The following is a 12434-nucleotide window of genomic DNA, read 5'->3' on the forward strand; positions in this document are numbered from 1 at the left end:
TTCCGATCCCGCCCTCCGCTCCGGCACGGGCGCGGCGCCGTGCTCGTGCCGGGTGGGCCGCGCCGGCGGGACGAAGCCCGGCGAGAAGAGCACGAGCCCGAGCGGCTTCGGCCCCCAGGGGTACGGCGCCGGCGCCGGCGCGGTCCGGTCCGGCCGGACGCCCGCCTCCGCCGCCCCGTCCGCCAGGCCCCCGGCGGCGCCCCGAAGGAGGCGCCGCACCGGATCCGGCGGCTCTCCGCCGGAGCCGCCGGCCCCGGCCCCTACGGGGTGTCCGGGGCGGTGCGGACCGGGAAGCTGAAGGTGTGGCCCTGCTGCTTCAGCCACGGCAGCACCTGCCGCAGCGCCGTGACGGTCTGGGAGCGGTCGCCGCCCCCGTCGTGGAAGAGGATCGTCGGCCCGTTGGACAGCTCGTTCTTGACGGTCGCCACGATGGCGGCGGCGCCCGGCCGCTCGAAGTCCTTGGTGTCCACGTTCCACCCCAGCGGCCGCATCCCGGCGGCGGCGGCTATCTTCCGGCTGTCGGGCGTGAACGCACCGCCGGGGGCGCGGTAGTACTGCACCTCGACCCCGCCCGCGGCCTCCTCGATCATCTTCCGCGCGTCGAGGATCTGCCGCTTCTGGTACGCGACGGGCTTGCGGTCCATCGTCGTGTCGTGGGTCATGGTGTGGTCGCACAGCCGGTGCCCCTCGGCCACCACCCGCTTCACCAGGTCCGGGTGCTGCTTCGCCTGCGGCCCGATCATGCAGAAGACGGCCTTGACCTCGTGCTGCTTCAGGATGTCGAGCATCTGCGGCGTCCAGCGCGGGTCCGGCCCGTCGTCGATGGTGATGTTGACGGCCCGTCCGCCCGCCTCGGCCGCGTGCGCGATGCCCACCGGCACCCGCGTGACCGGCTTCGCGGGCCGCTCCTTCCCGTCGGCCCGCTGGGCCGGAACCTTCGGCGCGCCCGCTCCCCCGGCCCCCGCCGCCGCGGCGTCCCCGTCGCCGCCCACCAGCGCCGTCGCCCCCCACGCGGCCAGGCTGATGCCGACCGCCGACGCCAACACGGCCATGTGCGCGGTGTACTTGCCCATCCGGCGCATGCGCCCTCCGATCCTCGCGTTCCCGCGCCTCCCGGCGCGCTCCCGGGGGAGAGGACGACACGGAACCCGAACAGGTTTCACCCGTTCGGCGGATGTGACAGAGCTACCGTTCGGCTTCGATTCCGCTGCTGTTCGGATGGTGCGCGGAACGGCCTTCCGGTGCAGACTGTGCACCACACCTGGTCGAGTTCCCGTCTGGAGGCCGGAAGAGTGAGCGGCGGCAGCGGCGGACGGCGCCTGACCGGCAGGGTCTCGGCCGTGCGCGCCTCGACGGTCCGGCGGTCGGCGGCGCTCCGCGCCCGGCGTGACCGCACGGAGGGACGGATCCCGGAGGACCGGATTCCGCTCGACCGGCCCGGCACCGAGGCCCGGCTCGCCTGGCTCAACGCCGCGAGCACCCGGATCGGCACCACCCTGGACCTGGAGAGCACCGCCCGGGAGCTGGCCGACTTCACCGTGCCCGGCTTCGCCGACGGCGCCGCCGTCGACATCATGGAGAGCGTCCTGCACGGCGAGGAGGGCTCCCGCTGGACCGGCCGGGGCGTCCCGCCGATGCGCGCGGTCGCGCTCGCCGCCGTCGACACCATGGAGACCCTGGAGGCGACCCCGGTCGGCGAGACCTTCGTCCGCGACCAGAAGCGGCACGAGACGCTGCTCCACCAGTACTGCCTGCGGCAGGGCAAGCCGGTGCTGGTGGGCCGGATGCGGGAGGACGACTTCGCCCGCGTCTCCCCCACCGCCAGCGGGGCGGCGAAGATGCGCGCCCTGGGCGTGCACAGCTACCTCGCGGTGCCGCTCATCGCCCGCGGCCTGCTGCTCGGCAGCGCCGACTTCGTCCGCGGCCCCGGCAGCCCGTCCTTCTCCCCCACCGACCTGGCGCTCGCCGAACAGCTGGCGTCCCGCGCCGCCGTCTTCATCGACAACGCCCGGCTGTACGGCCGCGAGCGCGAGCGCGTCGTGTCGCTCCAGCGCAGTCTGCTGCCCCGCGCCACCCCGGTCACCCCCGGGCTGCGGGTGCACGCCGAGTACGCGCCGTCATCGGCCCGCCACCCGGTCGGCGGCGACTGGTACGACGTGATGTCGCTGCCCGGCGGACGCACGGCCCTGATGGCTGGCGACGTCATGGGCCAGGGGCTGCCCGCCGCCGCCACCATGGGCCGGCTGCGGGCCGTGGCCCGCACCCTGATGACCCTCGACATGGCGCCCGAGCGGGTCCTGGCCCGGCTCGACCTCGCCACCCGCGACCTGGAGGACGACCAGGTCGCCACCTTCCTCTGCGCGGTCTACGACCCGGCGGACTCCCGCTGCACCCTGGCCGGGGCCGGTCTGCTGCCCCCGCTGCTGCTCGACGGGCGGGGCGGGGCCGATTTCGTCCCCCTCCCGGCCGGGGCACCGCTGGGCGCCGGGGTGATCCCGTACGACCCGGTGACGGTGACCGTCCCCGGCGGCGGCGGGCTCGTGCTGTACACCGACGGCCTGGTGAAGGAGCGCGGCGCCGACCTGGAGGAGCAGCTGGACCGGCTGCGGTCGGCGGCGCTCGCCCTGCCCCCCGGCGGCCTGGAGGACGGCGGCCTGATCGCGGCGGCCCCGGCCGGTCCCGGCCGCTTCGACGAGGCGGTTCTGCTGACCGCCCGGGCCGTGCCGCTCGACGCGGACACCGGGCTGCGGGTCTGGCCGCTCTCCGGAGACGGCCGGGCCGCCTCCGAGGCGCGGCGCCTGGTCACCCGCCAGCTCGCCGAGTGGGGCCTGGACGAGCTCGCCGACGTGTGCGAGCTGGTCGTCTCCGAGCTCGTCGGCAACGCCCTGCGGTACGGCCACGGGCCGGGCGAGCTGCGGCTGCTGCGCGGCGAACGGCTGGTCGTCGAGGTCTCGGACACCGGCCCCGACCTGCCGCAGATCCAGCACGCGGACCTCAGCGACGAGGGCGGCCGCGGCCTCCAGCTCGTCAACATGCTGTGCCGCCGCTGGGGCTCCTGCCGCACCTCCGGCGGCAAGGTCGTCTGGGCGGAGCAGGACCTCCCCGTCTGAGGAACCGCACCGCCTGGGGCACCCCACCGTCCGAGGCCCCTCCGCGCCCGCGGGCCGCCCCGTACGAGACCTCCCGGAGGGCCGCCCCCTCCCCCCAGGGCCGTACGTCCCGGCCCCGGGTGACGTCCGGCCCCTGCGGACCGGCCGGAGCGACGGGCATCCTGGCGGTCGAAGGCCCTCGCGGTCCTCCACCGCGCGGGAGTCCGACGAAGGAGAGCCATGCCTGTGGAGCCGACCGCGACCGGGCGGCGGGACCCCGCGCCGGGGCCCGCGCGCGGATCCGGCCCCGCCTCCGCCCGTCCCGCGGGCCGCGCGGAGGCGCGCTACCTGATCGGACGGCTGCTGCCGCTCCTGGTGATCGTCCTCGCCACCCTGGCGGACGTGCTGACCCCGCCGGCGGAACGGTTCGACCGCTTCCTGATCGCCGCCCCGGCGCTCGCGGCGGCGACCTGGACGGCCCGCGGCACGGCCGCGATCGGCGCGCTCGCCATGGCCGCGAGCGGCGTCCTCGCCGTCCTGCGCGGCGACCCCCTCTTCCCGGCGAGCCTCGCCAACCAGGTGGTGCTCGCCGTGGTCGCCCTCGCCGCCGCCGTCTCCAGCCGCGTCCGGCAGCACCGCGAGACCGAGCTGCGCCAGGTCAGCGCCGTCGCCGAGGCCGCCCAGTGGGCCGTCCTGCGCCCGCTCCCGCCCCGCCTCGGCACCGTCGACCTGCGGCTGCTGTACGAGGCGTCCGCCGCCGGCGCGCACGTCGGGGGCGACTTCTACAAGGCGCTCAAGGTCCGCGACGGCGTCCGGATCATGCTGGGCGACGTCCAGGGCAAGGGGCTGCCGGCCGTGGAGGCCGCGTCACTGCTCCTCGGCTCCTTCCGGGAGGCCGCGTACACCGCCCCCGACCTGCCGGCGATCGCCCAGCGGCTGGAGGCCAGCATGGCGCGGTACGCGGAGCGGGCGCCGGAGTCGGAGGCGGCCGACCGCTTCTCGACCGTGCTGCTCGCCGAGATCCCCGACGACCGGCCCGTGATCCGGCTGCTGAGCTGCGGCCACCCGGCCCCGGTGGTGCAGCGGGACGGGGCCGTGGAGACGGTCGAGTTCTCCGCGCCCTCGGTCCCGGTCCACCTGCCGGTGCCGGTGGACGCGCCGTTCACGGTGGAGGAGGTGCCGTTCGGCCCCGGCGACCGGCTGCTGATGTTCACCGACGGCGTCTCGGAGACCCGGGACGCGCGCGGCGACTTCTACCCGCTGGAGCAGCGGCTGGGCGCCTGGTCCGACGAACCGGCCGACCGGATCCCCGGGCTGCTGCGGGAGGACCTCGACCGGTTCGGCGTCCACGGCCTGGAGGACGACACCACGGCCCTCCTGCTGGTCCGGGACGGGGGCGGCGGGCCGGCCCCGTGGGCCCCGGCCCGGCCGCGGGCCGTCGCGGCCTGACCGGCGCCCGCCCCGCTCACCGCCCGGCGGCCGTCCAGCCGCGCAGGACGCCGCCGTCGGCGAGCCGCCCGTCGAGGACGACTGCGCCCGCCCCGGCGGCCCGGGCGGCGAACACCCGGCCCTGCGCACGGGCCCGCACGGCGCCGCCCGCGGTGATCCCGACGACGTGGCGGCTGCCCGCCGCGAGCAGGTAGCGGGCCCCGGACGGCGAGGTCCACGGGCCTCCGGCGAGGACGTCCTGCCCGAAGCGTCCGCACCCGGCGGTGTCGGGCACCGAGAGCAGGGGACGCGCGGACTCCGGGGCGCGGGCCGGGGTCTCCAGGAGGACGTCGGCCCGGCCGGCGCCCTCCCAGGTCTCGGCGCGGGCGCACACCCACAGCGCCCGCCCGGCCCGCTCGGGCAGCTGCTGCTCGGCGAACTCCCAGCGGTTGACGGAGCGCACCCCGGAGTCGTGGAGCGGGCCGAGGAGACAGGCGGACCGGGCCCACGCCGCGAGTCCGAGGGGCCCGGCGGCCTCACGGGGCTGCCGGGAGGGGACGCCGGGGGCCGGGAGCGGGGTCCAGCCGAGGTGCGCGGGGCCGAGTCCGCCGAGGTCGGCGACGAGGAAGGCGTGGTCCTCGACGATGCGGGCGGAGGAGCGCAGCTGGAGCACGGTGGTCCCGCCGCAGCCGCCCGGGCCTGCGGGCCGGGGCTCCGGCACGGGCGGGGTGACGCCGTCCGGCGCCACGGCCAGCTCCCGGGCGGGCGTGGCCGGCGCGGCCAGGTCCCGTACGCCCGCCTCGGCGATCCACGGGGCGAGGAGGTAGCGGGTGCCGGCGCCGGTGCGGGCCAGGACGACCGAGGCGGCGGTGGTGACGTCGGCGTCGTCCGCGCGGGCCAGGAGGAGGGCGGGCGACCCGGTGCGGGGTTCGGTGTAGCGGGCGAGCCGGACGCCGTCGTGGAGGAGCACCACGGCCGCGCCGTCGGTCTCACCCGCGTAGAGCAGGGCGGGGGGTCCCGGCGGCGGCGTGGCGGCGGTGCGGGGGGTGGTCTCCTTGCGGACGCCGTCCCCGGTCCACGCGGCGAGCGCGCGGCCGAGGAGCGCCGTGTCGCCGGTGCGGTCGCCCCGGGCGGGCCAGGCGGTGAAGTCCACGCGGGAGGTGTCGGCCCAGCGCTCGGGGTCGGCCCTGAGCAGGGCCGCCGGGTCGGCGGCCGGGTCCGTGGCGGAGACCGCCGGGGCCGGGACGGGCGCGTCCGGGCGCAGCGCCCCGGAGGCGGGGAGGGCGGCGAGGAGGAGGGCCGCCGCGAGGACCACGGCCCGGCCGCGCCGCCGGCGCCGGAGCAGATCGGTGGGGCGGAGGTGGACAGTGCAGGGGTCGAACTCGGGACCGCGCAGCAGGGCGGCCGGGTCGCCGGGGACGGTCGCGCGCAGCCGCGCGGCGGCGGCCAGGGCCCGGTCGGGGGCGGCCGCCCCGGCCCCGGCCAGCAGGGCGGCGGTCTCCTCGGGGCCGAGCCCTTCGAGGACGGTGAGCGCGAGGGCGGCGCGGACCTCGGGCGTGACGGCCGCGAGGGCCCGGTCGAGGGCGAGTTCGTCGCCGCCGCCGGCGCGGGGGAAGAGCCGCAGTCCCGTGACGCGGGGCAGGGCGAGCGCGGCGGGCCGGAGCTCCCGGGCGGTGAGGGCGCCGGTGACGACCCGGGCCCGGAGCCAGGCGTGGGCCTCCTCGCGGGGGCCGCGGGGGCGGGGCAGGGAGCCGGTCCTGGCGGGCCTGCCACGGGGCAGGGCCCGCTGGACCACGGCGTGCGCGGCGAGGACGCGGCGCTGCCGGCCGAGCGAGGGCGGCAGGACGAGGTGGGCGAGGCGGACCAGGGCGGGATAGTGCTCGACGAGCGCGGCCTCCGCGGCGTCCCGGGAGGGACGCGGGGCGGATATGGCGGCCGACGGGCCCTTGCGGGGGATACGGAGCTGCTGCACGCACCGAGAACGAGCGGGGCGGGCGGCGCGTCACTCCCCGGGTTCCGTGGCGCCCGCGCGGACCGGGCCTCCGGATCCGGACGATCTTCGCCGTGCTAAGAAGGCCGGATGACGCTCACACGGGGCCTGCGGGTCCGTCTCGCGGTCGATCTGAGGGTGGCCGGCGCGGTCACGGTGGCCGGCGACCCGGTCGGGGAACCGGAGGCGGTGGCCGGCGCGCTGCTGCTCGGGGAGGGGACGGAGGGGGTCGTCGAGCGGGTCGACGCGCCCGAGGAGCCCCGGCCGGACCCGGGGGCGGCGGAGTACGAGCGCCTGGCCTCGCTCCTGGAGTCCTTCGGGGCGCAGATGCCGGCGGCGAGCCGGGAGCGGCTGGAGGAACAGGTGCGCGCCCTGGAACCGGCCTGGGACGCGTACCGGAAGCGGCGGCCCGTGCTCACCGCCCGGGTCCGGCTCGACGGCGGTCTCGTCCTGGAGCGGGTGCGCGGCGACGTGCTGACCGCCGTGTGAGGGGCGGCGGCCGGGCACCATACCAGGACGGACCGGCCGCTCCGGCGAAGTTCGAACACTCTCCACAGCCGGAGGACTCCGTACGGTAGTCATGGGGCCAGGGAGGAAAACACCTTGGTCTTCAGCCTGATCCGTCGCCGCGCGTCCGCCCCCGCCGGCGCCGCGTGCCCCTACTCGGCCGCCGCCGCGGCCCCCGCCCCCGTCCCGGCGCCGGCCGCCGCGCGCGAGCCGGACCGGGTGGACCGGCGGCAGGCGGAGGAGTTCGTCCGGCAGTTCCACGGCGAGAGCCCGGGCGCCGGGGACGCGGACGCCCGGGTCCGTCAGGTGCGGGCCGAGATCGCCCGTACCGGCACCTACGAGCACACGCCCGAGGAGCTGGCCTTCGGCGCCCGGGTCGCCTGGCGCAACGCGGCCCGCTGCATCGGGCGGCTCTACTGGAGCAGCCTGGTCGTGCGGGACCTGCGCGGGGTGTCGTCCGCCGACGGGATCGCCGCCGCCTGCGCCGAGCACCTGCGGGCGGCGGGCAACGGCGGGCGGATCCGCCCGGTCCTCACCGTCTTCGCCCCGGACCGGCCGGGCCGCCCGGCGCCCCGGATCGTGAACGACCAGCTGGTCCGGTACGCGGGCCACCGCACCCCGTCGGGCCGCTGGGTCGGCGATCCGCGCGCGGCGGCGGCCACGGCCCTCGCCCGCGAGCTGGGCTGGAAGCGGGAGGAGGAGCCCTTCCAGGTGCTGCCGCTGATGGTGCGGGAGCGGCCCGGAGCCCGCCCGGAGTGGTACGAGCTGCCGGACGGCACCGTGCGCGAGGTGGCGCTGCGCCATCCCGAGCACGCCTGGTTCGCCGGGCTCGGGCTGCGCTGGTACGCGGTGCCGGCGATCAGCGACATGGTCCTGGAGATCGGCGGGGTGCGGTATCCGGCGGCGCCGTTCAACGGCTGGTACATGGGCACGGAGATAGGCGCCCGGAACCTCGCCGACGCGGACCGCTACGACCTGCTGCCGCTGGTCGCGGAGAAGCTGGGACTGGACCGCTCCTCGGAGCGGACGCTGTGGCGGGACCGGGCGCTGGTGGAGCTGAACGTGGCGGTCCTGCACTCCTTCCAGGAGGCCGGGGTCACGATGGCGGACCACCACACCGAGTCCGGGCGCTTCCTGAAGCACATCGCCCGGGAGCGGCGGCACGGCCGGGCGGTGCCGGCCGACTGGAGCTGGATCGTCCCGCCGCTGTCGGGCGCGGCCACGCCGGTCTTCCACCGCTACTACGACCCGGTCGACCCGGCCCTGCGCCCGGCGTTCGTCCCCCGGGAGGGGTAGGACGCCCGGCCCGGGGCCGTGCCGCCGGGGTCAGTACCGTCCGCCGCCCGCGCGGTTCCCGCGCCCGCCCCTGCGGGGGCGGCGGGTCGGGCGGGAGCCGGCGGGGTCGACGGCGCCGCCCGCGGCCTCCGGGGAGGAGAAGAGCACCGGGACGCCCGGCCCGGGGGCGGCGGGGACGGCCGGGGGCGCGGTCCGGGGCTCCGGCACCCGCTCCGGCCCGCGGGTCTCGGCCGGGCTCGCGGCGCGCGCCACGATCCGGGCGTGGGTGATCAGCGGGGCGCACGCCTCGCAGATCTCGGCGAGCGTCCACACCTCGCCGACGGCCGGGTTGTGGATGAGGACGAGGAGGGTGCGGCCCGAGCACAGCGCCCGGGCCTGGTGGTGTCGGCAGCCGGCCCCGCCGCAGGCGCACGCGGCGTGGGGGCGCGGGGTCGCCAGCCGGGCGTGCGCCCGGACGTGCTCGGCGGCGAAGGCGCGCAGCGCGCGCACGTCCTTGGAGCGGTCGGGCATCCGGCAGCCCGCGGTGGTGCAGCTGACCCGCGCCGAGTGGTCGTGGTGGCCGGTGAGGCGAATGGTCCAGGTCCTGCCTGGCACACGGGATCCGAGTGGCATGCTCAACGCGCACAAGTCCGTTCGGGAGAGGAGGCGTTCGGTCTCTGTTTACCCCGAAGTCGGGGCCTCGACGCGTCCTGCCGGGGCGTGTCAGCCGGTGGCGTCGTCCTTCTGGTCGCCGTCCCGCAGGCCGCCGGGCCCGGACGGGGCGGACTCCCCGCCCGCCGCCCTCACCCCAGGGGGCCGGTCTCCGTCGCCGGGACGGCGGGTTCGCGCAGGCGGACGGCGTCCGGCCCCGCGGCGCCCCGCCGCTCGGCCCAGGCGTCGAGGGCCGCGCGGGAGGCGTGGTCGAGGTGGGCGACGCCGGAGAGGTCGAGCTCGACCCTGCGGTCCCCGGGCACCTTCTCCAGCGAGTCCAGCAGCTGGGGCAGCCTCAGGAAGGTGACCGTGCCCAGCAGGCGGACCCGGACGGCGCCGCGTCCGTCGTCGGTGCGCTCCACCCGGAGCTGCGAGCCCTCCCACGCGGCCTTCGCCACCGACAGGACGAGCCCGACGAGCACCCCTTCGAACATGCCGACCGCCAGGATCGCCACCGCCGTGGCGACCAGGACCAGCGCCTCGCCGCGGTGATCCCGCCACAACGCCACCACGCCCCGGAAGGGGATCAGCTTCCAGCCGGCGTGGACCAGGACTCCGGCGAGCGCGGCGAGCGGGACGAGCGCCAGCACCGCCGGGAGCAGCACGGCAAAGAGCAGCAGCCAGCCGCCGTGCAGGACGCGGGACGCCCGGGTGCGGGCACCGGCCTCCACGTTGGCGGCGCTGCGCACGATGACCGCGGTGAGCGGGAGGGCGCCGAGCAGGCCGCAGACGGCGTTCCCGGCCCCCTGGGCGAGGAGTTCGCGGTCGTAGTCGGTGCGCGGGCCGGGGTGGAGCCGGTCGACGGCCGCCGCGCAGAACAGCGACTCGGCGGAGGCGATCAGCGTGAAGGCGAGGACGGTGCCGAGGACGGCCGGTGACGCGAGGACGGCGAGCCCTTCCGCGCCCGGCGGGCGTACGGCCTCCAGGACGCCGTCGACCTCGACGGTGGCCACCGGCAGCCCCGCCAGGGCGGTGACGAGGGAGGCCAGGAAGACGGCGACCAGGGCGCCCGGGACGGCCCGCGCGCGGCGGGGGGCCCGGCGCCAGACCACCAGCACCAGGACGGTCCCGGCGGCCAGGGCGAGGGAGGCGAGCGCCTCGGTACTGCGGACGGCCTGGGCCGCGGCGGCGGGCAGTCCGGTGAGCTTCGCGAGGCCCGAGGCGGGCGCGGAAAGACCGGCGGCGGCGTACGCCTGCCCGGCGATGAGGAGCAGTCCGATCCCCGCGAGCATGCCCTCGACGACGGAGAGCGAGATGGCCCGGAACCAGCGCCCCCAGCCGAGCAGGCCCATCCCGGCCTGGAGCAGTCCGGTGAGGAGCACGATGGCGCCGAGGGCGGCGAGTCCGAAGGCGTGGACGGTCTCCAGGACGAGGACGGTGAGTCCGGCGGCCGGGCCGGAGACCTGGAGGCTGCTGCCGCGGAGGAAGCCGGTGACGAGGCCGCCGACGATGCCGGTGACCAGACCGAGTTCCGCCGGGACCCCGGAGGCGACGGCGACGCCGACGCACAGCGGCAGCGCGACCAGGAAGACGACGAGCGAGGCGGCGAAGTCCTGCCGCAGGTGGGAGAAGGAGCGGGCGGGGGCGGAGGGAGTGGAAGGCACGGGCGGTTCCTCACTGGCGCGCGGTGGGGCGCGCGTCGGTCCGACGGGGCGTCACGGGGCGTCGCCCCGGTCAGCACCGGAAGACCTGGAGGGCCGTCACGTCGGGGGCGGGCGGTCCGGTCGCCGCGCCCGGACTCCCCCGGCTGCCGTGCGGGCCGCCGGCGGTCCGTCGCCCGGCGGGCCCCGCGGAGCCCGGCGGTCCGGCCGGCCCCGCGGACGTGGCGCGGCGGTCGCGGTGGGGGGCGGCGCCGCGCGCGGCCTCCGTCTCGCCCTCGCCGCGCGGGCCGGGTTCGTACGCGTACGCGGGGGCGGACTCGGCGCGCGGCGGCGGTGCGGCGGCGCCCGGTGCGGCGGCCGTCCCGAGGACGCCGCAGACCACGAGGAGCAGGGCGACGAGGGTGCGCGCCAGGGCGCGCGGCGGGAGGAGGAACGACGCGGCCACCGTCCTCCTCTCCCTGGGGTCCCCGGCACGTCGGCGCGTGCCGCGTTCGCCCGTGCCACGTTTCCGCTCGGGTCAAGGAAGAGTAAACCGCGCAGGTGGGCGGCGCGGGCCGACAAGCGCGTGTACGAACGGTTTTCGATGGGAACCGGTCACGGTTCGGCTCAAAGAGAGGCGATCAGGCCGTCGAGCGGGGCCGGGACGCGGTCGGGGTCCAGGCCCTCGACGAGGACGCGGCCGTACCGGATCTTCCGCCCCGAGGTCGTGCCGAGGAAGCGGCGCATCCGCAGCAGCGGGCTCCGGTCGCGCTGGGCGGGCTGGTTCAGGAAGGTGCGCAGGGCGCGGCCCTCCCCCTCGGCGGCGACGAGTTCGCCGACCCGGTCCACGCCGAGGGCGCGGATCAGCTCGTCCTCCAGGTCGGCGACGCAGACGAAGAAGGCGTCCGGGTCGGCGCCGGCGGCGGCCAGTCCGCGGGCGTAGTGGGCGCGTTCGGCGTCGTCGCAGAGGCCGGTGAGGCGCAGGCCGAGGCCGGACGGGCCGAGGAGCCGGGCGTGCCGGGCGGCGTTGGTGGCGCCGTTCATGGAGAGCGCGCAGACGCCCTCGGCGGCGAGGTCCCGGCCCCGGCGGGCGGCCAGCGCCTCGACGGCGGCGACGTCGCTGCGCCCTTCCAGGAGCACCACGGTGCGCACGGGCAGGCGGACGGCGAGGTCGCGCGCGGTGTCGCCGGGTCCGCCGGCCGCCCAGGCGGTGACGGCGGTCCGGAAGGCGTCCATGTCGGTCATGGGAGGAGTCTGCGGGCCGGTCGGTCCGGACGGTAGCGGTTTTCCGCCCCGCGGCGGGGTCAGTAGCGCAGGGCGCTCGCGACCGAGGGGGTGACGGAGCCGGAGAGCTTGTGGGTGCTGCGGGCGGTGCCGTCGCCCGGCTTGCCGGCGGGCACGTCCGAGATCGTGAGGACGACGGCGTCGAGCAGCTTGCCGTCACCGTCCTCGAACCGCACCTGGATCGCGAAGGACCGCGCCTTGTCGTCCGTGTTCCGCACGGTGACCGGGACGGTGGTGCGTCCGTCGGAGTCGGTGGCGGGGTCGCCGAGCTCCACCTCGTCCCCGGCGTCGACGCCGTCCTTGATCTCCGCCATCTGCCGCTCGGCCTTGTCGGCCGCCTCGGAGGCGGCGTCCGTGACGCCCTCGGCGGCGGAGGCGACCGCAGAGGCGGCCTCGCTGACCGCTCCCGACACGGGGTTGTCGCCGTCGTCGGAGCAGCCCGCCGTACCCGTCAGGACGGCTCCCGCCAGCAGGCCGCCGGCGGCGGCCCGTACCCAGCGTCCGGTCATGTCGTGGTCTCCCTCGGCTCGCCCGTGCTCGTGGGCCCCAGTCAACGGCAGCGTCCGGCGC

The 12434-nt window shown here is 77.7% G+C and carries 11 protein-coding genes; 4 read left to right on the forward strand and 7 right to left on the reverse strand.

Translation table 11 applies throughout. From position 1 onward, the window contains the following. Positions 1-260: 260 nt before the first annotated feature. Positions 261-1082, reverse strand: a complete 822-nt coding sequence (locus tag ACF1ED_RS10280; RefSeq protein WP_391758564.1) for a polysaccharide deacetylase family protein — start codon at positions 1080-1082, stop codon at positions 261-263. Positions 1083-1292: 210 nt separating this feature from the next. Between ACF1ED_RS10280 and ACF1ED_RS10285 the strand changes: the two genes are divergently transcribed. Further along, the gene (locus ACF1ED_RS10285; RefSeq protein ID WP_391758761.1) at positions 1293-3110 is read left to right on the forward strand and encodes a SpoIIE family protein phosphatase; all 1818 of its coding nucleotides are present in this window, start codon (positions 1293-1295) and stop codon (positions 3108-3110) included. 219 nt (positions 3111-3329) lie between these two features. Then, on the forward strand, positions 3330-4538 hold the full coding sequence (locus ACF1ED_RS10290) for a PP2C family protein-serine/threonine phosphatase (RefSeq protein WP_391758566.1): 1209 nt from the start codon (positions 3330-3332) through the stop codon (positions 4536-4538). Positions 4539-4554: 16 nt separating this feature from the next. On the opposite strand, the gene ACF1ED_RS10295 is transcribed toward ACF1ED_RS10290, so the two are convergent. Then, entirely contained in the window at positions 4555-6489 is a 1935-nt protein-coding gene (locus ACF1ED_RS10295; protein ID WP_391758568.1) for a hypothetical protein, read from the reverse strand. Between the two features lie 108 nt (positions 6490-6597). On the opposite strand from ACF1ED_RS10295, the gene ACF1ED_RS10300 reads away from it, so the two are divergent. Then, the gene (locus ACF1ED_RS10300; RefSeq protein ID WP_391758570.1) at positions 6598-6996 is read left to right on the forward strand and encodes a hypothetical protein; all 399 of its coding nucleotides are present in this window, start codon (positions 6598-6600) and stop codon (positions 6994-6996) included. A gap of 114 nt (positions 6997-7110) precedes the next feature. Continuing rightward, a complete protein-coding gene (locus tag ACF1ED_RS10305; protein ID WP_391758572.1) occupies positions 7111-8310 on the forward strand; it encodes a nitric oxide synthase oxygenase in 1200 nt (399 codons plus the stop codon). A gap of 30 nt (positions 8311-8340) precedes the next feature. On the opposite strand, the gene ACF1ED_RS10310 is transcribed toward ACF1ED_RS10305, so the two are convergent. From ACF1ED_RS10310 to ACF1ED_RS10330, 5 genes are all read right to left on the reverse strand, one after another. Continuing rightward, positions 8341-8904 carry a hypothetical protein gene (locus tag ACF1ED_RS10310; RefSeq protein WP_391758574.1) on the reverse strand — a complete coding sequence of 188 codons (564 nt, stop codon included), beginning with the start codon at positions 8902-8904 and terminating at the stop codon, positions 8341-8343. A gap of 188 nt (positions 8905-9092) precedes the next feature. Next, positions 9093-10604, reverse strand: a complete 1512-nt coding sequence (locus ACF1ED_RS10315; protein WP_391758576.1) for a SulP family inorganic anion transporter — start codon at positions 10602-10604, stop codon at positions 9093-9095. Between the two features lie 70 nt (positions 10605-10674). After that, complete coding sequence (locus ACF1ED_RS10320; RefSeq protein WP_391758578.1) at positions 10675-11046, reverse strand: hypothetical protein; 372 nt, start codon at positions 11044-11046, stop codon at positions 10675-10677. A 161-nt stretch (positions 11047-11207) separates the two neighbouring features. Further along, positions 11208-11825 (reverse strand): TOPRIM nucleotidyl transferase/hydrolase domain-containing protein, encoded by a 618-nt coding sequence (locus tag ACF1ED_RS10325; RefSeq protein ID WP_391758580.1) that lies wholly within the window; start codon positions 11823-11825, stop codon positions 11208-11210. A gap of 59 nt (positions 11826-11884) precedes the next feature. Next, positions 11885-12373 carry a hypothetical protein gene (locus tag ACF1ED_RS10330; protein ID WP_391758582.1) on the reverse strand — a complete coding sequence of 163 codons (489 nt, stop codon included), beginning with the start codon at positions 12371-12373 and terminating at the stop codon, positions 11885-11887. Positions 12374-12434 lie beyond the last annotated feature (61 nt).

It is taken from the genome of Streptomyces sp. NPDC014656 (assembly GCF_043084305.1).
Taxonomy (GTDB): Bacteria; Actinomycetota; Actinomycetes; order Streptomycetales; family Streptomycetaceae; genus Streptomyces.